Source organism: Nocardia sp. NPDC003269, from assembly GCF_042888005.1.
Taxonomy (GTDB): Bacteria; Actinomycetota; Actinomycetes; order Mycobacteriales; family Mycobacteriaceae; genus Nocardia.
Genome location: NZ_JBIAPA010000004.1, coordinates 465,887 through 486,790 on the forward strand (window position 1 = coordinate 465,887; position 20,904 = coordinate 486,790).

Annotated in this window: 13 protein-coding genes and 1 tRNA gene; 7 read left to right on the top strand and 7 right to left on the bottom strand. The window is 70.7% G+C overall.

Features of this window, described 5'->3' with window-relative positions; all coding sequences use genetic code 11:
• The first annotated feature begins 19 nt into the window (after nucleotides 1-19).
• Entirely contained in the window at nucleotides 20-997 is a 978-nt protein-coding gene (locus ACFYWJ_RS30495) for a pirin family protein (RefSeq protein ID WP_355276849.1), read from the top strand.
• A gap of 136 nt (nucleotides 998-1,133) precedes the next feature.
• Nucleotides 1,134-1,430 (top strand): excalibur calcium-binding domain-containing protein, encoded by a 297-nt coding sequence (locus tag ACFYWJ_RS30500; protein WP_355276847.1) that lies wholly within the window; start codon nucleotides 1,134-1,136, stop codon nucleotides 1,428-1,430.
• A gap of 67 nt (nucleotides 1,431-1,497) precedes the next feature.
• Here ACFYWJ_RS30500 and ACFYWJ_RS30505 read toward each other — a convergent pair whose 3' ends face one another.
• Entirely contained in the window at nucleotides 1,498-1,731 is a 234-nt protein-coding gene (locus tag ACFYWJ_RS30505; protein ID WP_373291758.1) for a DUF3618 domain-containing protein, read from the bottom strand.
• Between the two features lie 74 nt (nucleotides 1,732-1,805).
• Here ACFYWJ_RS30505 and bcp point away from each other — a divergent pair, with 74 nt between their 5' ends.
• Nucleotides 1,806-2,279, top strand: a complete 474-nt coding sequence (bcp, locus tag ACFYWJ_RS30510) for a thioredoxin-dependent thiol peroxidase (RefSeq protein ID WP_355276845.1) — start codon at nucleotides 1,806-1,808, stop codon at nucleotides 2,277-2,279.
• On the opposite strand, the gene ACFYWJ_RS30515 is transcribed toward bcp, so the two are convergent.
• Nucleotides 2,280-2,996: a TetR/AcrR family transcriptional regulator gene (locus tag ACFYWJ_RS30515; protein ID WP_355276844.1), complete on the bottom strand. Its 717-nt coding sequence runs from the start codon at nucleotides 2,994-2,996 to the stop codon at nucleotides 2,280-2,282.
• A 112-nt stretch (nucleotides 2,997-3,108) separates the two neighbouring features.
• Between ACFYWJ_RS30515 and ACFYWJ_RS30520 the strand changes: the two genes are divergently transcribed.
• The gene (locus tag ACFYWJ_RS30520; protein WP_355276842.1) at nucleotides 3,109-4,068 is read left to right on the top strand and encodes an ATP-binding cassette domain-containing protein; all 960 of its coding nucleotides are present in this window, start codon (nucleotides 3,109-3,111) and stop codon (nucleotides 4,066-4,068) included.
• 23 nt (nucleotides 4,069-4,091) lie between these two features.
• The gene (locus ACFYWJ_RS30525) at nucleotides 4,092-4,868 is read left to right on the top strand and encodes an ABC transporter permease (protein WP_355276840.1); all 777 of its coding nucleotides are present in this window, start codon (nucleotides 4,092-4,094) and stop codon (nucleotides 4,866-4,868) included.
• Nucleotides 4,869-4,926: 58 nt separating this feature from the next.
• Here the strand turns inward: ACFYWJ_RS30525 and ACFYWJ_RS30530 are convergent, their stop codons facing one another.
• Nucleotides 4,927-6,162, bottom strand: coding sequence for a hypothetical protein (locus ACFYWJ_RS30530; protein WP_355276838.1), 1,236 nt, complete (start codon nucleotides 6,160-6,162; stop codon nucleotides 4,927-4,929).
• Nucleotides 6,163-6,475: 313 nt separating this feature from the next.
• Here ACFYWJ_RS30530 and ACFYWJ_RS30535 point away from each other — a divergent pair, with 313 nt between their 5' ends.
• Nucleotides 6,476-7,093: a TetR/AcrR family transcriptional regulator gene (locus ACFYWJ_RS30535; protein ID WP_355277186.1), complete on the top strand. Its 618-nt coding sequence runs from the start codon at nucleotides 6,476-6,478 to the stop codon at nucleotides 7,091-7,093.
• A 13-nt stretch (nucleotides 7,094-7,106) separates the two neighbouring features.
• Here ACFYWJ_RS30535 and ACFYWJ_RS30540 read toward each other — a convergent pair whose 3' ends face one another.
• A complete protein-coding gene (locus tag ACFYWJ_RS30540) occupies nucleotides 7,107-7,544 on the bottom strand; it encodes a holo-ACP synthase (protein ID WP_189032848.1) in 438 nt (145 codons plus the stop codon).
• An 11-nt stretch (nucleotides 7,545-7,555) separates the two neighbouring features.
• Complete coding sequence (locus ACFYWJ_RS30545; protein WP_355276837.1) at nucleotides 7,556-16,894, bottom strand: fatty acid synthase subunit beta domain-containing protein; 9,339 nt, start codon at nucleotides 16,892-16,894, stop codon at nucleotides 7,556-7,558.
• A gap of 371 nt (nucleotides 16,895-17,265) precedes the next feature.
• Here ACFYWJ_RS30545 and ACFYWJ_RS30550 point away from each other — a divergent pair.
• A tRNA-Leu gene (locus ACFYWJ_RS30550) sits at nucleotides 17,266-17,347 on the top strand.
• A gap of 913 nt (nucleotides 17,348-18,260) precedes the next feature.
• Here ACFYWJ_RS30550 and ACFYWJ_RS30555 read toward each other — a convergent pair.
• Both ACFYWJ_RS30555 and ACFYWJ_RS30560 read right to left on the bottom strand, forming a co-directional pair.
• Nucleotides 18,261-19,118 (bottom strand): alpha/beta hydrolase, encoded by an 858-nt coding sequence (locus ACFYWJ_RS30555; RefSeq protein WP_355276835.1) that lies wholly within the window; start codon nucleotides 19,116-19,118, stop codon nucleotides 18,261-18,263.
• A gap of 33 nt (nucleotides 19,119-19,151) precedes the next feature.
• Nucleotides 19,152-20,762: an acyl-CoA synthetase gene (locus ACFYWJ_RS30560; RefSeq protein WP_355277183.1), complete on the bottom strand. Its 1,611-nt coding sequence runs from the start codon at nucleotides 20,760-20,762 to the stop codon at nucleotides 19,152-19,154.
• Between the last annotated feature and the right edge of the window lie 142 nt (nucleotides 20,763-20,904).

The window sequence follows — 20,904 nt, forward strand, 5'->3', positions numbered from 1 at the left end:
CGACCAGGAGGCGCATCCCATGCCCGCAATCACCGTCGACGACATCATGGTGCTGCCCCGGCTGCCCCGGCCCGATGTCACCGAGACCCAGCGACCCGTCCGCCAGATCGTCACCGCCGCGCGCCAGCAGGAAGGCGCGGGCTTCGAGGTGACCCGCCCCTTCCCGAGCATCGATCTGCGCTCGGCCGACCCGTTCATCCTGCTCGACCAGATGGGCCCCGTCGCCTACGAGCCCTACGAGGCCAAGGGCGCGCCCTGGCATCCGCACCGCGGCTTCGAGACCGTCACCTACATGCTCGACGGCACCATGGTCCACCACGACTCCCAAGGTGGCGGCGGCGTCATCAGCGAGGGCGACACGCAGTGGATGACCGCAGGTTCGGGCATGCTGCACGACGAACTGCCCGAGGAGAAGCTCGTCATCTCCGGCGGCACCTTCCACGGCATCCAGCTGTGGGTGAACCTGCCGCGGGCGAACAAGTTCGCCACCCCGCGCTACCAGGACCTGCGCGCGAGCGAACTGACCCTGGTCAGCTCGCACGACGGCGGCGCGCTCGTGCGCGTCATCGCCGGGGAACTCGGCGGCTTCGCCGGACCCGGCTCCACCTACACCCCGATCGCCTACGCGCACGCCTCGCTGGTACCCGGAGCCCAGCTGGAGACGCCGTGGCCCAAGGACTACACCGCGATGGCCTACGTGCTCTCGGGCAGCGGCACCGTCGGCGTCGACCGCAGGCCGATCAGCGCCGGCCAGCTCGTGGTCTTCGGCAAGGGCGACGCCATCACCCTGACCGCCGACCGCACCCAGCACAGCAGCACCGGCGATCTCGAGGTCCTGTTGCTCGGCGGAATGCCGTTGCGCGAACCCGTGATCCAGTACGGACCGTTCGTCATGAACACCCGGGAGGAAATCATTCAGGCCATGGAGGATTTCCAGGCCGGTCGAATGGGTACTGTTCCAGCCGAACATTCGACCGGACGCCGCCTGGGCGAATAACCGACCGCGATTCGCGGCGATTCGGGGCACCCGCGCGGTTGACAACCGGACGCCCCGTTCACGATTGTGGACGGGGCCGCCCGGGGTGCCAAGTGTCCGGGCCCACAACCGAACCGCAGCAGACATCGAGGAATTCATGAACGTTCGCCGGCTCTCCGTGAGCCTCGCCGCCGCAGGTCTCACCCTGCTCGCCGTCCCCGCCGCCCACGCCGATGTGGTGTCGGGCTCGGCGGGCACCGGCTCCTCCAGCTTCGACTCGCTCCTCGGCGCGACCGGCTCGGCCAACCTGGTCCAGTCCGGCTCGGCCGGCGGTGCCTTCCGCAGCTGCGACGACGCGATCGCGGCCGGGCGCGCCCCGCTGTTCCGTGGCGAAGCGGGCTACTCTCCCCACCTCGACCCCGACGGTGACGGGCTGGCCTGCCCCACGCAGTAGTCCCGCGCTCGAACAAGAACACCCGATGTGGCTCGGCCACATCGGGTGTTTTGTTTCGCCTGCTGGGTCAGCGGCGGAAGATCTTGACCAGGACCAGGCCTGCCACCAGGGCACCTGCGCCGATCAGCGTGTATTTGACCTTCGGCTCGTTCAACTTGGCGACCACGATCGCCTTGGTGTCGTCCGCGATCCGCTGTGGATCGGCGCGCACCGCCAGTTCGTCGAGCGTCGTCGCCAACCGGGCGCGCGCGATCTCGATCTCGCGCTCGATCCGGTCGGTGTCGTCCTTGGCCACCGTCACCTCCAATATGTGTCTGCTGCTCGCCGACGAGTCTATCCATGCGTTCGCCGGACCCGGTCGGTTACCGTGCGGTGGTGACCGACAACCATCGCCTCTCCCCCGGAGACACCGCCCCCGCATTCACGCTGCCCGACGCCGACGGCAAGGACGTGTCGCTGTCGGACTACCGCGGCCGCAAGGTGATCGTCTACTTCTACCCGGCCGCCAGCACCCCCGGCTGCACCAAGCAGGCCTGCGATTTCCGCGACAACCTCGCCGAACTCGGCGGCGCCGGCATCGACGTCATCGGCATCTCGCCGGACAAGCCGGCCAAGCTGGCCAAGTTCCGCGACACCGAGGGCCTGACCTTCCCGCTGCTGTCCGATCCCGAGCGCGACGTGCTGAAGGAGTGGGGCGCGTTCGGCGAGAAGATGATGTACGGCAAGACCGTCACCGGCGTCATCCGCTCGACCTTCCTGGTCGACGAGCAGGGCAAGATCGAGCTCGCCCAGTACAACGTCCGCGCCACCGGCCACGTCGCCAAGCTGCGCCGCGACCTGTCGGTGTAGTCAGCCGCCGAAGGTGCGGATGAACACCTCGTAGCCGTCGAGCAGGCGAGCCAGCCCGAACTCGAAATCGGCTGCGCTCCAGTCGATATCGTCGGCGTCGAAGGCGGAGGCGGACAGCGCGGCCGACACCGAGGGAAAGCGCTGCGGGTCGAGCACCCGCGCGAGTACCGAGGCGAAGTCGCCGTCCTCCTCCGCCTGCAGGTCGCGCACGGCCCGCCGCTTGCCCACCACGAACATCGACAGGTTCATCACCAGCTGGAGCTTGACCGGCTCGGGCACCGCCGTCTCGCCCAGCACCCGCAGCCCGGCGTCGAGCCAGGCCATGTTGTTGGGCCCCAGTGGCGGCCGGTTCAGCGGGATGTCGACCCACCAGGGGTGCCTGCCGATCCGCTCGAACTCCGCGCTCGCCCACTGCTCGAGCCCGGCCCGCCACGGCGTCCCGGCCGCGATCACCGGCGGCACGCCGACCACCCGGTCCAGCAGCAGGTCTTCGAGCGTGTTCTTGCTGTCGACATAGCGATACAGCGACATGGCGGTGAAGCCGAGCTGCTTGGCGACCCGGCCCATCGACAGCGCCGCGTAGCCCTCCGCGTCGGCCACCTCGACGGCGGCGTCGAGGATCTGCTCGAGGGTCAGCGTGCGCCGGGGTCCGCGGGTGCCGGGCTGACCCAGCCCCCACATCAGCTCGACCGCCTTCGGTAGCGCCGCGTCCGTCATCCACTCTCCTCCTCCGCTCGGGTCGACTCTAGCGGGACCACTCTTGCGCCGATTAACTGCTTACTCTATAAACTATGTTTATCTCATAAACAGTTTCTCGATCGGAGAACTCATGACGCTCGAACCAACGCCCGCCCTCTCGGTCCGTCGGCTGCGCAAGAGCTTCGGCGCGCGGGTCGTGCTCGACGACCTCGAGCTCGAGGTCGCGCCCGGCACCGTCTTCGCGCTGCTCGGCCCCAACGGCGCGGGCAAGACCACCCTGGTCCGTATCCTGGCCACGCTCGTCCGGCCCGATCAGGGCGACGCGCACGTCTTCGGGCACGACGCCGTGCGGGCGGCCGACACCGTGCGCGGCCTGATCGGCGTCACCGGGCAGTACGCCGCCGTCGACGGCGTCCTCACCGGCGCCGAGAACCTGCGGCTCACCGGCAGGCTCCTGCACCTGGGCACCGCCGAGACCCGGCGCCGCGGCGCCGACCTGCTCGACCGCTTCGACCTCGCCGACGCCGCCGACCGGCCGGTGTCCGCGTACTCCGGCGGCATGCGCCGCAGGCTCGACCTCGCCATGAGCCTGATGGGCAGGCCGCGCCTGGTCTTCCTGGACGAACCGACCACCGGCCTCGACCCGCGCAGCCGCCGCGACCTCTGGACCGCGATCCGCGACCTCGCGGCCGAGGGCACCACCGTCTTCCTCACCACGCAGTACCTGGAGGAGGCCGACCAGCTGGCCGACCGGATCGCCGTGCTCGACGGCGGGCGCATCGTCGCCGACGGCACGCCGGAGGAGCTCAAACGGCTCGTCCCCGGCGGGCACCTCCGGTTCCGCTTCGCCGACCAGCACCTGCTCGCGGCCGCCGCGCACGCCGTGGGCGACCAGGCGGGCCACCTCGACCCCGAACAGCTGACCCTGCAGGTGCCCTCGGACGGCAGCGCGGTCGAGATCAAGCGGCTGCTCGACCGTTTCGCCGAGCTCGACATCGCCATCGACCAGCTCAGCGTGCACACCCCCGACCTCGACGACGTCTTCTTCGCGCTGACCGGCCGCGCCCACCGGGCCGCGTCGGCCGCCTGAACTCCCACGAAACGAGACCGACCATGACCACCCAGTCCCCCGTGCACATCGCCCAGGACTCGATCACCATGCTGGACCGCAATATCCGGCACACCGTGCGCAGTCCCGACACGATGATCATGACCATCGCGCTGCCGGTGATGATCCTGCTGATGTTCGTCTACGTCTTCGGCGGCGCGATGCAGGCGGGCCCCGGCCCCTACATCGACTACGTGGTGCCCGGAATCATCCTGCTGTGCGCGGGTTTCGGCGCCTCCACCACGGCGGTGGCGCTGTCGACCGATCTGGCCGAGGGCATCATCGACCGGTTCCGCACCATGGCCATCGCCCGGTCGGCGGTGCTCACCGGCCATGTCGCCGAGAGCGTGCTGCGCAACCTGCTCACCTCCGCCGTCGTGATCGGGGTGGCGGTGGCGCTCGGCTTCCGGCCGACCACCGATCCGCTGCGCTGGCTCGGTGTCCTCGGGGTGCTCGCGATGTTCGTCTTCGCGCTGTCCTGGCTCGCCGCGGCGCTGGGCCTGCTCGCCCGGAATCCCGAGGCGGCCAACGGCTTCACCTTCTTCTTCATGTTCCTGCCGTACGTGAGCAGCGCGTTCGTGCCAACCGAGACGATGCCGACCTGGTTGCACACCTTCGCCGAGCACCAGCCGGTGACCCCGGTGATCGAGACGATGCGCGGGCTGCTGATGGGCACGCCGATCGGGGACAGCGCGCTGCTCGCCATGCTGTGGTGCGCGGGCATCGCGATCGCCGGGTATCTCGCGGCCGGCGTGCTGTTCCGCCGCCGGACCAGCGTCTGACCGACGAGCAGGGGCCGCGCGACGAATCGCGCGGCCCCTTCGCCGTTTCTCGGGCTGCCTAATCGGCCGAGGCCGAACGCGGGCCCTCCGGCACCGGCGCCTGGGCGGGCTGCATCCCCATCGGGATGCCGGTGCCCGGCAGGGTCGTCGCCGCGGCGGGCGTCTGCGGGACGACCGGTGCGGCGGGTTCCAGCGGCAGCGGCTCGTCCTGCGGCGCGTCACCGTAGAGCTGGGTGGGGTACTCGAGCGGGAACTGGCTCGGGTCGACCAGCTGGGGATTCGGCGACACCGTCTCGTACGGCGAGGTGGCCGACGGCTCGGCCGCCGGGCTCACGTGCAGGCCACTGCTGGAACCGACGCCGCCGGTCGAGCCGGTCTCCGCGGACCCGGTGTCGGCCGTCTCGTGCAGCTGCGGCCCCGGCGACGCGACCGGCTCGGCCGGATGCGCACCGGGCTCAGACGACACCGCGGTGTTGTCGACCGCCTGCGGCCCGCCGTTCATCACCGCGTACGACCCACCGGCGACGAGCCCACCTGCCAGCAGGCTCGCGGCCGCGGCCACCAGCGCCGTGCCCCGCTTGGAATGCGCGGCGGCGGCCACCGGCACGTCGACGGAATCACCGAGCGCGACCAGCGCGGCACCGGCGGCGGGGGCGAACGGCGCGAGCCGGCACGGCAGCACCGGCACGCCGAACCCGGCCGCCGCCTCGCGCACCGCGGGCGCGTCGGCGGTCGAGCCGACCAGCACCACCGCGCCCGGCTTCACCCCGGCCGCCTCGAACTGGTCCCAGGCCGCCGACACACCGGCGCGCAGCGCGTCGGGGGTCGGCGCGCCGGTCTGCGCGGAGGCGGCGAGCACGCGATGCCTGCCCGGATCGAGCAGGGTCATCGCCTGGTGACCCGGCACGGCCTCGTACACCAGCAGATTGTCGAATTCGTCGAGCCAGGTCATCGCGCCCGCGACGAACAGATGCGCCGATTTGGCCGAGACCAGCGACGCCGTGCGCCACGGTGTCGACGCCAGCCGGGTGACGATCGCGCGCCGCTCGGCGGCATCGCGGTAACTCACTGCCACTCCGGCGATCTCGTGCTCGTCGTCGAGTTCGGCGGCCATCGTGTCCAGCGCGGTCTGCACCGCGACGGCGACCTCCGCCTTGCTGTCCCCGCCCGCACGGACCGTGCGCCGCAGCAGCATCCGGTCGGTGAGGGTCGCGCCCGACTCGGCGAAGGCGACCGCGTGCACGGCGCCTCGCTCGGTGCTGACGCCGAGGGTGATCACAGATCCTGCAGCCACAAGTCATGCCTTCCCTGTGCGAAACGATGCGGGACGGGCCCGCACGGGGCCCATCACTTCGCGGTAGGTCGGTTGCGACGAGAGATCGCCGCGAATAAGCGTGCGGATGCACGCACGCTCATCTGATGATTCGTCACCAGCCGTGGCATGGATGGGAGGAATTTCGCCCAGTTGTTGACACGCTGTCGGTAGACGCGTGTCGGGGATGTGTGTATACCGCTAGCCTGGATGGGTGGAAGTACACGCGCAGGCCCGGTCCAAGCAGAGCCGTCCGGACCCTGCGCTGGAATTGCAGGACGACCCGCAGGAGCTGATGCCGCGCAAGCGGCCCACCCAGGAACGCAGCAAGCGCAAGTTCGACGCGCTGCTGGCGTCCTCGCGCGAACTGCTCGTCGAGGTCGGTTTCGAATCGTTCACCTGTGAAGAGGTCGCGCAGCGCGCCGAGGTGCCGATCGGCACCCTGTACCAGTTCTTCGCCAACAAGTACGTGATCGTCTGCGAGCTCAATCGGCAAGACCTGGTGGCGGTTTCCCGTGAGCTCGCCGACTTCCACGGCGAGGTGCCGTCGCTGGACTGGCTGCGGCACATGAACCAGTTCGTCGACCACCTGGCCGGCCTGTGGACCACCGATCCCTCGCGGCGCGAGGTGTGGCTGGCCATGCAGTCGACCCCGTCCACCCGGGCGACGGGCGCGCTGCACGAGAAGGAATTCGCCGAGGTGGTCTCGCAGATGCTGCGGCCGCTGACGCCGCGCACCCCGCGCGCCCGGCGCACGATGATGGCCGAGGTGCTCGTGCACGTCGTCTACTCGATGCTGAACTTCTCCGTGCAGGACGAGCAGTCCAACGCCGACGCGGTCGCCGAGCTCAAGCGCCTGATGGTCGCCTACCTGCTTGTGGCGGAAAAGGAATCGCGCACCGCCACGGAGTGACGGTGCGCGATGTCTAACGGGTAGTTTCCCTACCCTCGATCAGATCGGCGAGTTCGCCGGGATCTTCCAGTACCACCATGGCCGCGGCCGTGTCGCCGTCGTGGGTCAGCGACAGGTGGACGCGGGCGCGCGGCAGGAACTCCGCGGCCAGGCCGTGCAACTTGATGCTCGGCCTGCCCCAGGCGTCGTTCACCACCTCGATCAGCGGATACGGGTTGTCCCCGATCTGCGGGCTGCGCGCGAAGCGAGACGATGCCCAAGCCTTGAGCACCGCCTCCTTCGCGGCCCAGCGTGCGGCGAAGCTGCGGGCCGGGTCCGTCTGCTTGCTCTGGCAGTAGCGGCGTTCACCAGCGGTGAAGCTCTCCCTGAGCATCGTCGTCCCCGACCGTTGCAGCTGCTCGGCGAACTCGGAGATGGTCACCAAGTCCAAACCGATTCCGAGAATCGTCACGAAGCGGCAGCCTACGACGCTTCGGTCGACTGCGGAGCGGAACCGATTCGCCCGGTGCCGCAACCCCATCCGTTCGCCTGGTACACGCCGTCGCCGTCGAGCCTGGCCTCCGGCGAGAGCAGCATGTCGGCCTCGAGCTGACGGATCTGCTTGGCCGGGGTGCCGTCGGCGCCCAGGCGGCGATCCGCCGGCTTCTCGTACAGCGCGCCGCCACCGCACATCGCCTCGGCGAAGCGCTGCCGACCGGCGAGCTGACGCGCCTGCGCCCGCTCCTGGTAGTCGGCCCGCGCCGCCGGGTCGATCGCGGCCAGGAACGCCTGCGGATGCACCACCGCGAGCAGACCCGACACGTGGCCGAAGCCGAGCGAGGTCACCAGACCGGCCTTGAGCGCGAACTTGTCGCCGAAGCGCAGCGGCTCGCGCGCCCACACCAGGTGCGGGTAGGCCGACATCTTCTCGTCGACACAGTCCAGGCTCCGGTTCGGCGGCACCACACCGTTTTCCAGCACCTGGCACAGGCCAATGAGCTGGAAGGCCGCCGCGCCGCCCTTGGCGTGGCCGGTGAGGCTCTTCTGCGAGACCACGAACAGCGGGGCGCCGTCGGTACGGCCCAGCGCGCCGGCGAGCCGCTCGTGCAGCTCCGACTCGTTGGGATCGTTGGCGGCGGTGGAGGTGTCGTGCTTGGAGATCACCGCGATGTCGTCCGGGGTGACGCCGAGCTTGCGCAGTTCGGCGGCCAGTCGCGAGCCGCTGCCGCCACGACCGGCACCCAGCGCGCCGAGACCCGGTGCGGGGATGGAGGTGTGCACGCCGTCGGCGAAGGACTGCGCGAAGGCGAGCACGCCGAGCACCGGCAGACCCATCTCCACGGCCACGTCACCGCGGGCCAGCAGCACGGTGCCGCCACCCTGCGATTCCACGAACCCGCCGCGACGGCGGTCGTTGGCGCGGGAGAAGTAGCGGTCGCTGATGCCCTTGGCGCGCATGGCCGCCGAGTCGGCGGTGGCCGACATGTCACCGAAGCCGACGATGCCCTCGATACCGAGATCGTCGTAACCACCGGCGACCACGACCTCGGCCTTGCCGAGCCGGATCTTGTCGACGGCTTCCTCCACCGACACCGCCGCCGTGGCGCACGCCGCGACCGGGTGCACCATGGCGCCATAGCTGCCGACGTAGGACTGCACCACGTGCGCCAGGGCGACGTTGGGCAGCGCCTCCTGCAGGATGTCGTTCGGGCGCGGCTCGCCGAGCAGGTTGTCGACGTAGAGCGAGCGCATCGAGGACATGCCACCCATGCCGGTGCCCTGGGTGTTGGCCACCAGGCTCGGGTGCACCCAGCTCATCAGCTCGTCGGGGCTGAAGCCGGCGCCGACGAACGCGTCGACGGTGCAGACGATGTTCCACAGCGCGACCCGGTCGATCGAGGCGGCCATGTCGGCGGAGACGCCCCAGATCGTCGGGTCCCAGCCGGTCGGGATCTGGCCACCGACCACCCGCGACAACTTCGCCTTGCGCGGCACCCGGATCTCGGTGCCCGCCTTGCGGGTGACGGTCCAGTCGCCGGAATCGGCGACCGGGGTGATCACCGTGTGCTCGGGATCGGCGGTGTGGAACGCGCGGGCCTCGGCCTCGTTGGCGACGGTGAAGCTCAGGTCCTGGTCGAGGAAGACCGAGGTGAGCAGCGGCGCCGCGTTGTCGAGCATCGCGCCGTCGTCCTCGTAGCGGCGCACGCCACAGCGCTCGACGACGGTGTCGTGGTAGCGCTCGGCCAGCTCCGACTCCGGCACGAAGTCCCCGGATTCGGTGTCGTACCAGCCCGGCTTCGGGTCGTTCTCCCAGCGGATCAGACCGGTGGTCCAGGCCAGCTCGAGCACGCCGGCGGCGGAGAGCTTGTCCTCGACCTCCATCTCGAAGCGGGTGCGCGAGGAACCGTACGGGCCGAGCTCCGCCGCGCCGACGATGACGACCATGTCGGCCAGGTCGGCGGTCACCGCACCCCACTCCGGCACCGGCAGCGCCGAGCTCAGGGTGGGCGGCGCGGGCAGCGCGGCGATGGTGGCGGCGGTGCTCGCCTCCTCCTCGCTCGCGGCCGCGGCCTCCTGGGCCTGCTTGGCCAGTGCGGGCAGGTCGAGCTTGGCACGCGCCAGACCGCCGGTGAGGTCGATCTGCTGCGGGCCGGTCTCGGTGACCTGACGCGCCCGCGAGGTGCACCACTTGAGCAGCTCGTCGGCCATCTCGGTGGTCGACCAGGTGTGCACACCCGCCTTCTCGACGGCCTCGACCATCGGGTCGTTGTGGCCCATCAGCCCGGTGCCACGCACCCAGCCGATCAGCGCGTGCACCATGGTGACCCGCGCGGACCACGACTTCTCGGCCCGCCAGCGGGTGACCACCGCGTCGAGCGCGGCCTTGGACTCGCCGTACGCGCCGTCGCCGCCGAAGAGGCCGCGGTTGGGCGAACCCGGCAGCACCACATGCAGTTTCGCGTCGACGTCGTGGTCGGCGCCGAGGGCGGACAGGCCGCCGATCAGCCGCTCCACCGACCAGAGCAGAACCCGCATCTCCATCTCGGCGCGAGCGCCCGCGTCGGCGAGGTCACCGGCGACGCGCGGTGCCGCGAACGGCAGCAGCAGCGTCGGGGTCATGGCGTCCTTGACCTTGATCTTGGCGCCGCCCGCGTTGTCGACCTGCTCGGTGCCGACCCAGTCGATCAGCGCGTCGAGGTCCTGGTAGGAGGCCATGTTCGCGGGGACGACCCACAGCGCCGCGCCGTGGCGGGCGTTGTCGCGGTAGAGCGCGCGGTAGAACCGCAGCCGCGCGTCGTCCAGGCGCGAGGTGGTGACCACCACGGTCGCGCCACCCGAGAGCAGCCTGCCGGTGACGGCGGCCGCGATGGAACCCTTGCTGGCGCCGGTGATCACGGCGACGTCGTCGGACCACAGACCGGGGTCGGTGGTGTCGAGGGCGGCTTCGGCGATCTGCGCGTACACCCCGGCCAGCACCGAGCGGGCCTCGTGCATGGCCCGCTGACGCCACCAGTTCGCCTGCGCGGCAACGGCCGCGCCGGCGCCGACGTAGCCGCCGATCGACAGCTCCGCGGTGGCGGCGTCGTCGCCGAGCCACATGGTCGCGAGGTCCTCGCGGGCGGTGGCCCAGCGGTCGTCGATCAGGACGGCCTTGCGGGCGTCGAACGCCGGGGCGACCAGGCGCGGCCAGTCGGTGCCGAGTTCGGCCGAGACGAGGTCGACGAGGGTGTCCTCGGTGGCCTCGGGCGCGCTGACCTGCTCACTCAGGCCGAGCTGCTCGAGCACGACCCGGGCCGCGGTGGCGAGCACGCCGTCCCGGCCGGTGATCTGCTCGGTGAATTCACCCAGTGCCGCCGCGTCGACGGTGCCGCCGGACGCGCCACCCGCCGAGGGCAGCGACACCGCGACACCGCGTCGCGCCGCCACCGCCTGCACGGCGGCGTCGATGGCCGCGTCGACCGAGGCGGCGTCGGACAGCGCGCCGCCGGCGAGCCCGCCGAGGTCGCCGCCGCGCACGCTGGCGCCTTCGCGGGTGCCGAGGGAGACCTCGGCGGTGACGTGGCTGGCCCAGCCGTCGCCGAGTTCCCAGGTCTTCTTGACCCGGTCGGCGATGGCGGCGGGCCGCTTGCCGGAGGGACCGAAGACCTTGCGCAGGTGGTCGCCGATGGCGTCGGTGAGCACCGTGCCGAACGGCTTGTAGGTGCGGGCCAGGCGCTCGACGGTGCCCGCCAGGGCGCCCATGTCGGCGTCGGCCGCGCCGTCGATGGCGCCGAGCGAGAGCTCGGAACCGAGGTCGACCAGCAGTTGGTTGCGGCGCGAGGACACGCCGTCGCAGAGGCCCTCGATGGTGTCGACCGGGCCGATCTGGTCCAGCCGCAGCTTGGTCCACAGCGCGATGAGCACGCGGGTGGCGTCGGCGGCGGTGAAGGAGATGTCGTCGGGACGCGGGCCACCGGTGGCGACCGGCGCCGCGGCGACCGGTGCGGCCGCGGCGGCGGGAGCGGCCGCGGGCGCCTCGGCCGGGGTCTCCTCGATGTCGTCGACCGGCGCGGGATCGGTGTCGGTGGCGTAGACGACCGCGGCGTCGCGCTCGACGTTGACCACCTCGACCGTCGCCCCGCCGAACGCGGGCAGCTTCAGCGTCTGCGAGGCCAGGTTGGCCACCGTCGGGGTGGCGCCGAGGCCGATCTCGACGAACCGCTCCACGCCGAGGCCGCCGTGCGCGGCATCGGTGAACAGCAGGTCCTGGGTCTCGATCCAGCGCACCGGGCTGGCGAACTGCCAGGCCAGCAGCTCGATCAGCACCACGCGGCACAGCTCGGCCTCGCGGTCGGCCCAGCTGTCGAAGTCGGCCAGTACCGCGGCGAGCGGCTCCGACGGCACGAGTTCGGCGATCTCGGTGAGGAACTCACGCCGCAGCGAGAACGGGCGCGGCACCAGGTTCGGGATGTAGCGGCCGACGAGCACCTCGGGGTGCACCTCGGCGGGCAGCAGCTGCTCGAGCTTGTGCCGGAACTCCGGGACGCCGTCGCGCAGCACCGAGGAGTGGAACGGCACGTCGATGCCGGGCACCAGGATGAACGCCCGCTTGCCACCGAATTCCTCGCGCCGGCGGTCGATCTCGGTCTCCAGCGCCTCGAGCCCGGCGACCGTGCCCGCGATGGCGTACTGCGAGCCGCGCAGGTTCAGGTTGACGACCTCGAGGAACTCACCGGTCGCCTCGCCGATGCCGTTGACGAAGTCGATGACCTCGGCGTCGGGCAGCCCGATCTGCGACGGGCGGATGGCGGCCATCCGGTAGTCGCTGCGGCCCTGAGCATCACGCGGGACCAGCTCGTGCATGGCCGAGCCACGCTGGAACACCACCTCGAGCACGGCCTCCAGCGGCAGCACCCCGGCGACGGCGGCGAGCGCGTTGTACTCACCGACCGAGTGACCGGCGAGCATCGCGCCCTCGACGAAGGCACCGGCCTCGCGCAGCTCGGCGACCTGGGCGACGCCGAGGGTCGCCATGGCGACCTGGGTGAACTGGGTCAGGTGCAGCACACCGTCCGGGTGCCGGTGCTCGACACCGCGCGCCTTGAGGTAGGTCGGGTTGTCGCGCACCACCGCCAGGATCGAGAAACCGAGGGCTTCGCGGGTGTGCGCGTCGGCGCGCTCCCACACCTGCTTGGCCGCCTTCGAGCGGGTCAGCGCGTCCAGACCCATCCCCTTGCGCTGGATGCCCTGGCCCGGGAAGGCGTAGACGGTCTTCGGGGCGGCGGTGCGCCCGGTCGCGGTCATGACCAGGTCACCGTCGACGCGGCAGGAGACCTCGATGATCTCGCTGCCCGCGTCCACCGCGATCCGCTCCACCCGCACGTCCACGGTCGCGCCGGGGCGGACCATGCCGAGGAACCGAGTGGTCCAGGCCGTGAGAGTGCGTGCGGGAAGGGAGCTTTCGGGATCCACGGCGACGACCGCGTGCTGGGCGGCGGCCGAGAGCCACATGCCGTGCACGATCGGGCTGCCCAGCCCGGCCAGCTTGGCCGCGGCGTCGGAGGTGTGGATCGGGTTGTGGTCACCGGAGACCGTGGCGAACGCGTGCATGGCGCGCGGCGCGGTCATCGAGACGTCCCGGCGCCGGCGGCGCGGGGTGTCGGTGGCCTCGGCGGAGACCGCACCGGCCGCGCGCGGCGGATCGGTGAGCTCGCCCGCCCCGTTGCGGCCGCGGATCGCGAACCGCTCGACCAGCCGGGCCAGCGGGGTCGGCTCGAGGCCCTGATCGAGGATCAGGCCGACGTTCACGGCCACCTCGACGACCCGGCCCATGTCGGTGTCGACGACCGCGCCGCTCTCGGCGCGCACGACGAGAATGCCGGTCTCCGAGGGCAGTTCGGTCAGCAGCTCGATCTGGTGGTCGAGGTGGACCAGGTCCAGCATGCCCTCGATCACCGAACCGCCGTTGCCGGTGCGGGCCGCGCCGAGCACCGCGAAGACCGCGGGCCAGCAGGCACCGACCAGCACGTCGGGCGCGGTGCGGCCGAGGGTGCTCAGGGTGGCGGGCAGACCGGAACCGGTGACACCGGCGTGATCGGCGACCAGGTCGGGCATCCAGGCCAGGTTCAGATGCGCCACACCGGATTTCACCTCGGGCAGCGACTGGCCGGCGGCCACGCCGAGCAGCGCCGACATGGCGGTCTCGGCGTCGGCCTCGGTGATCACCGGCGCGCCACCGGAGTAGACGCTCACCGGCACGGTGATGCGGATCTTCACGGCGTCGCGGCCGAGCAGCGGCACGGCCAGTTCGACGTAGCTGAATTCGGCTTCGGGACCGGAGATCTCGGTCAGCGTCGCGCCGGTGCCCTGATGCACCGCGCTCCCCTGCTCGACGATCCACTCGGCCTGTGCGCCGAGCCGGTGCACCGGGTTCACGGTGGTGCGCCCGGCCCACTGCACGTCGGGCGCCGCGAGCACGGTGTCGAGCGCGCCCGCCACCACACCGGCGACGCGACGCGCGTCGACCGGCGCGGGCACGACGCCGGCGCGGACCAGGCTGTAGGCGGTGTCCTGCTCGAAGCGGTCGAGCAGCTCGCCGACCGGCTCGTCGACGCGGGTGATCCCGGCGACGGCGACGGTGCCGGGGATGACGCACACCTGGTCGGCCGAGTAGCGCGGGTCATGGGCCTGCCACAGCGAATCCGAGCGCCACCAGCGCCGCACGTCGCCGTCGACGACGGGCACGAAGTTCACGGGCTTGCCCGGGGTCTTGCACAGCGCGACGAAGAACGGCACGTCGGCCGGGTGCAGCACGGTCTCGGCGACCGAGGGGTACTGCTTCTTGAGCGCGCACAGCGCCTGCACCGGGTGCTCGAAGGCCTCGTCGTCGGCGAACAGGGTCTCGATCTCGCCGCTGTCGGCGGGGTGCAGCCGGGCCTCGGTGCGCCGCATCATCTCCGCGAACCGGTCGCGCCAGCTGATGTCGAGCCAGTCCGAGCGGGTGGCGTCGATGATCGCGTCGCCGATGTCGCTGCCGCAGTCGAACGAGATCGGGACCTCGCTCGAGACCGCCAGCGAGACATAGCGTTCCAGCCACTGCTGGTAGGTCATGGTGGCGACATCGCCGAAGTAGGGCTTGGCGGTGGCGTCGAGCGCCGCGATGATCTCGGCACGGCGGGCGGCGACGGCCTCGGCGTCACCGGCGACCTCGTCGAGCAGGCGGCCGGTGCGCGAGGCGGCGTTGTCGATCTCGTGGATGTCGGCGCCGAGCTGGCTGCGGCCCGAGGCCATGCCGCCGTTGGCGGTGCCCGCGCCGACCCAGTCGGGGGTGCCGGGGGTGTCGACGAGCAGCTGCTTCACCTCGGGGGCGGTGGTCGCCTCCAGGGTGGCCATGGCGGCGGTGCCGACCAGGACGCCGTCCAGCGGCATCACCGGGTAGCCGTGGGCGGTGGCCCAGGTGCCGGTCAGGTAGTCGGTGGCGCGCTCGGGCGTGCCGATGCCGCCGCCGACGCAGACCACCACATTGGCCCGGTTGCGCAGCTCGGCGTAGGTGTCGAGCAGCAGGTCGTCGAGGTCTTCCCAGGAGTGGTGCCCGCCGGCCTTGCCGCCCTCGATGTGCATGATCACCGGGTAGTCCGGCACGGCGTCGGCGATCCGCAGCACGGCGCGGATCTGGGCGACGGTGCCCGGCTTGAACGCGACGTGGCTGATGCCGGCCTCGGTCAGCTCCTCGATCAGCGCGACGGCTTCCTCCAGCTCGGGGATGCCCGCGGTGACGATCACGCCGTCCAGCGGCGCACCCGCCGCACGCGCCTTCTGCACCAGGCGCTTGCCGCCCAGCTGCAGCTTCCACAGGTACGGGTCGAGGAACAGCGAGTTGAACTGCACCGCGCGACCCGGCTGCAGCAGCTGACGCAGCTCGGTCATCCGGTCGGCGAAGATCTGCTCGGTGACCTGACCGCCACCGGCCAGCTCGGCCCAGTGCCCCGCGTTGGCCGCGGCGGCAACGATCTTGGCGTCGACGGTGGTCGGGGTCATGCCCGCCAGCAGGATCGGCGAGCGGCCGGTGAGCTTGGTGAACGCGGTCTCGACGACGATGCGGCCGTTGGGCAGCCGCACCGGCTTCGGCGCGAAGGCCGACCACGGGGTGGCGGGCTCGGGCGCGGCGCCCGGGGTGAGCAGGCTGCGCTGGCCCGGGCGGGTGGCGGCGGCGATCACGCCGACGCCGGTGCCCTTGAGCGAACCGCCGGTGATCCGGGAGAGCAGGTCGCCGGGGCCGAGGTCGAGAATCCACTCCGCGCCCGCGGCGACGACACCGTCGACGGTGGCGACCCAGTCGATCGGGTCGACCAGCACCTGCTGGGCCAGGGTGGCGGCGAGGTCGGCGTCGAGCTCGCACTGGCGGGCCCAGCCGGTGACCAGGTCGACGGTCTCGGCCAGCGCCGGGTGGTGGAAGGCGACGTCGACGGAGATGTCCTCGAACACGGGCGCGAAGACCGCGCCACCGCGCGCCTTGCTCTCCCGCTCGCGGGTCTGCTCGTCGTGCAGCTGCGCGCAGCGCACCCGCACGCGATCGATCTGGGCCGGGGTGCCCGACAGCACCACGCGCCTGCGGCCGTTGCGGATCGACACCACCGCGGCGCTCGCGGGGTCGACACCCTCGGCGACCTCGGCGACGATCGCCTGCAACTGCTCCGGATCGACATTGGACACCGCGACCATCGGCGAACGCTCGCCGATCGGCATCAGCCCGCGCCTGCGCGCGACCAGCCCGGCCGCGGCACCGATGAACTGGGCGATGGCCAGCAGCTCGGCGTCGCGCTCACCACGGGCCTCGACCGCGGCGGCGGCCAGCAGACCCTGCGAGTGCCCGACGATCGCGACCGGCGCGTGCTCGGTCGTGTCCAGGCCCTGCAGCCGCAGCGCCTTGATGGCCGCGAGCTGGGCGAGCAGCACGCCCGGCATCGAGACCGCGGCCGAGCGCAGCACCGCGTCGGCGGGTGCCGAGGACGGCTCGTCCGGCTCGTCCAGCTCGCTCTCCAGCATCCAGCCCATCGGGTCGAAGCCACCGGGGCGGACCACCAGCAACTGCGCCGCAACCGGCTCGACCAGCGCCTCGGCGGCGTGCACCAGCGCGGTCAGCTCGGATTCGAGCGCGCTGTCGCGGCCGATCTCCTCGAGCTCGCGCAGCCACTGCGCACCCTGCCCACCGAACGCCAACGCGTACCCGGCCCCGTTGCGCAGCTGCTCCAGCAGCGCTGCGCGGACACCCGATGCCTGGCCACGACCACCAGCTTTCGCGGTCGACCCCGTGCCCATCTCGGTGCTCTCGTTGATCGTCAAGACGCTCGACTTCCTTCTCCTGGCGCTCCGCCCACCGACGGCACGCACACGTATCCGGCAGCCCCTCGGGCCTGTTGGCAGCCACGATCGCACAAAATCATGAGGAAAGCCTCACGTTTCCCGCCCCGACGGCAGCTACCGCCGAGTATTTTTGTACGGCAGTACCAGTTTTTTCTGAAACATGACCCCGCCTCATGTTCAAACCGCAGGTCCAGCCTGTTACTTCGCTTCGCAAACATGAGTGGCCCTCATGTTGGGGTTTATCAAATCGTTATAACCCCAGGTCGTGTTACCGACGAGTACGCCACGCCGCCCGAACGCTTCGCGAAGCCGGATTTGCCCGGTAGAGTTTGGACGGTCGTACACATCCAGCGCGAGTGGCGAAATTGGCAGACGCGCCAGATTTAGGTTCTGGTGTCCACGGACGTAGGGGTTCAAGTCCCCTCTCGCGCACAGATTCCTGGCTTTCGGGCCAGATCAGGGCTCCGGCGTGTTCGAGTGCACTCGCACACGGAGGAGACACGACATGCAGGGCACTGACCTGCGTAAACACGATTCATCGGGTGACAGCTGTGCCACTTTTCGCACCCTCCCGGCACCGCCCCAGGCGTGGTGATCGCCGATGATCGAGCCACTCATTCCGCCCCAGACCGCGCTCCAGGACCGCCTCCACGACCCCCTGCCGACGTGCGTCATCCGGGGCACCGCCGACCCGGATCTCGCCTACGGCGTCGCCGTCATCGGCGATGCCGGCCGCGTCGCCGATCGCGCAGTGCTGTCGGCGCTGAGCTGGTCACCGGGGACCCGGCTGACGATGTCGTGCACGGAGGGCTGCCTCGTCCTTATGTGCGCTGCCAGCGAAGGCCATGTCCAAGTTGACCGGTGCCGGATTCTTCCGCGTTCCGTTCCGCCCACGCCGCGCCCAGCGCCCAACGCCGCCGGAGGTGAAGGCTGTGGCTGGGGCGCACTACCACGGCTTCGATTCTCGCCGAGCCCACGCTTGATCACGAGATTGCTCCCACTGCGCCAAGAACCGGTCGATGGTGTCGCGGTCGGTGGCGTGTGATTCGGGAACACCGGCATGGGTATGGCTGAACCGGGGCGCGGGCGCGGGCTGGCGAGTCCGTCGATGTAGATGAACGCGGCGCGTTCGCGGTTGCGTGGGTGTTCGCGCGCTTCCCCGGGGACTCAGTACCGGGGTGACGCACGCGTCGGAATCGGCGAATAGCGCAGTCCATTCGTTCCGCGTCTTGTCCTTGATTCGTGCGCCGATGAAACTCCTCAGCTCACCCAGCCTGTTCGATCCAGCTGGAACGGCAGGCGTCGGGCGGTGTCGCGTTCGCCTGCGGCCGAACCGCGGCCCTCGTTATGCCGCTCGGTGCATCCGGGTGGCGAAGTCGAGGATCAGCTCGGTGGTCACGTCGGGGTCGTCGACCTGCGGACAGTGCCCGGCCTGCGGCAGCACCCGCAACTCCGATCCGGGAATCTGCCGGTGGCCACTCACCGAGGCCCGCACCGGAATGAGGTTGTCGTGCCGACCGTGGACGAACAGCACAGGCACCGCGGGCAGCGCCGAATAGCCGCGGGCGAATTCGGCGAGCAGCGCGTGTGCGCCTGCCAGTCCCGCCCCGACCCGGATGGTCGCCAGCCGAGCGGCGATCGCTCGCGAGTGCTCGACGACCGCGGGCCCGCCCCGGCTGTACACCACCCACTGGATGAGCCGAGCCACCAGCGGACGCAGCACGGCGCGAGGCAGATCGATCATGCCCAGCAGCCGTTCGGGCAGCATCTTGGAGCCGAGCAGCGCCGAGATCCACCGCGTGGTCCCGAATCCGATGGCGTCCACGGCGACGACGGCCCGCACCGGCAGGTCCGGATTCGCGCCGGCGCGCAGCGCGAGTCCACCGCCCATCGAGTTGCCGACCAGGACGACGCCCTCCGTGCCGGCGTGCGCGCGGATCACGGCCGCGACGAATTCGTCCTGTCGGGGCAGCACCGAGGTCCCGGCAAGGCGCTCGTGTGGTTGCGGCAGGCTCACCGCCACCGCCCGATGACCGGCCGCGGCGAGCCTGTCGAGTACCTGGTTCCACGTCTGCGGCAGATCCATGATCCCGTGCAGCAGCAAGATCGTGGGTCCGGTTCCCGGACAGGACAATTCGACTGTCCGGTAGTCGTCGTAGACGCGTTCGGTGGTGGTGATCATCGGGTGGTGCAACGGCGTCATTGCCATCTCCTGGAGGTGTCGGTTTCCCCGAGCTCAGTCGTCGAGCTCGGACGATTCTTCGGCGGCCAGCCGCGCGAGCGAGTTGCGCAGCAGCTTGCCGGTGGCATTGCGGGGCAGGTGGTCGACGAAGACCACGTCGCGCGGCACCTTGTACCGGGCGAGGTTGCCCTTGACGTAGTCCTTGATCTCCGTGGCATCGCGCGCCGAGTCCGGACCGGGAACGACGATCGCGCACAGCCGCTTTCCGTAATCGGGATCATCTACGCCGATGACGGCGGCTTCGTGTACGTCGGCGCGGCCCGCGATCAGGTTCTCGACCTCGATCGGGAAGACGTTCTCGCCGCCGGAGACGATCATGTCGTCGTCTCGGCCGTCGATGTAGAGCAGCCCGTCGGCGTCGAGGTGTCCGACGTCGCCGGTGGACATCATGCCGTTCACCACTTCTTTGGTGCGGCCGTCGGTGTACCCGTCGAACGCGAAACCGTTGTCCACGAAGATGGTTCCGGTGACACCGGGCGTGGTGATCGGCGTGCGGTTCTCGTCGAACAGCGTGATCCGGATACCGACCGGCGCCCGGCCCGCCGTGGTCGGCGCGCGGCGCAGTTCCGCGGGGGTGGCCACGGTCGCCACCGCGCACTCGGTGGAGCCGTAGAGGTTGTAGAGGCTGTCGCCGAAGTAGTCCATGGCACGGGTCACCACGTCGGGGGCGATGGCCGAACCCGCGGCGAAGACGACCTCGACGCCGCGCGGGTCGTACCTCGCCAGGACCTCGGGGTCCAGATCGAGGATGCGCTGCAACATCGTCGGCACCACGATCACCGAATCCGCCTGGTACTTCACGATATCGGCCAGCGTCTTCTCGGCGTCGAACCGGCGCTGCTGGAAGACGACGCGCTTTCCCAGCGCGATACCCAAGGTGAACTGGGACAGACCGGTGCCGTGGAAGACCGGCGCCGCGATGAGCATGGTGCCGTTGGCGGGCAACGGAATCCGGTCGAGGAACTGCGCGGTGACGATCGGGCTCACCCGGTCGCGCGGGGCGCCCTTGGGGGTACCGGTGGTGCCGCTGGTGAGGATCACCATGCCGCCGGGCTTGGCGGGCGGGGTCAGCGGTGTCACCGAACGCCCGGCGCACAGCGATTCCACGGTCGGGATCGCCGGGTCGACGCCGTCGGCCTCGTCAACCCAGGTGAGCACTCGGGGGATCTCGGCCGGGATCGCGCTCATCAGGTCGACGAACTCGCTGTCGTGCAGCACCGCCTTGACCTTCTCGCGCGCGGCCACATCGGCGAACTGCGGCTTGGCGAACCCGGTGTTCATCAGAACCGCGCGCACGCCCAGCTTGCCCGCGGCGAGCAGGCTCAGCACCATGCCACGGTGGTCGCGCGCCAGCAGGGCGATCACATCGCCCGCCCGGATCCCGCTCGCCGCCAGGCCACGGGCGAGGGCGTTGGAGCGTTCGTCGAGCATCCGGAACGTGAGTGAACCGCGCTCGTCGACGATGGCGCTCGCCTCGGGCCTGGCCCGCGCCGCGTGCAGCACGACACCGGCGAAAGGACCGAAGCGCAGCACGTCGAAATAGGACCGGACCGCGAGATCGGGACGTAGCGGGTCGAGCACGCCGCTGCGAACGATGACCAGCATGGATCGGATCACGTCGTAGGCGCTGCTCGCGACCAGTCGAACGGTTGTCAGCACTGTTGAACCTTTCGCGGGCCCGGATGGGCGGTACTCGACACTGCCTGCAACCCGCCGACAACAGCGCGGTCGTGGTCGCTATCGCTCG

What these genes read in the sequence shown, in the direction of transcription:
- ACFYWJ_RS30555 (WP_355276835.1), bottom strand. Translation starts at nt 19,118, where the DNA reads ATGACGCCGTTGCACCACCCGATGATCACCACCACCGAACGCGTCTAC.
- ACFYWJ_RS30495 (WP_355276849.1), top strand. Translation starts at nt 20, where the DNA reads ATGCCCGCAATCACCGTCGACGACATCATGGTGCTGCCCCGGCTGCCC.
- ACFYWJ_RS30500 (WP_355276847.1), top strand. Translation starts at nt 1,134, where the DNA reads ATGAACGTTCGCCGGCTCTCCGTGAGCCTCGCCGCCGCAGGTCTCACC.
- ACFYWJ_RS30520 (WP_355276842.1), top strand. Translation starts at nt 3,109, where the DNA reads ATGACGCTCGAACCAACGCCCGCCCTCTCGGTCCGTCGGCTGCGCAAG.
- ACFYWJ_RS30535 (WP_355277186.1), top strand. Translation starts at nt 6,476, where the DNA reads ATGCCGCGCAAGCGGCCCACCCAGGAACGCAGCAAGCGCAAGTTCGAC.
- ACFYWJ_RS30515 (WP_355276844.1), bottom strand. Translation starts at nt 2,996, where the DNA reads ATGACGGACGCGGCGCTACCGAAGGCGGTCGAGCTGATGTGGGGGCTG.
- ACFYWJ_RS30560 (WP_355277183.1), bottom strand. Translation starts at nt 20,762, where the DNA reads ATGCTGGTCATCGTTCGCAGCGGCGTGCTCGACCCGCTACGTCCCGAT.
- ACFYWJ_RS30525 (WP_355276840.1), top strand. Translation starts at nt 4,092, where the DNA reads ATGACCACCCAGTCCCCCGTGCACATCGCCCAGGACTCGATCACCATG.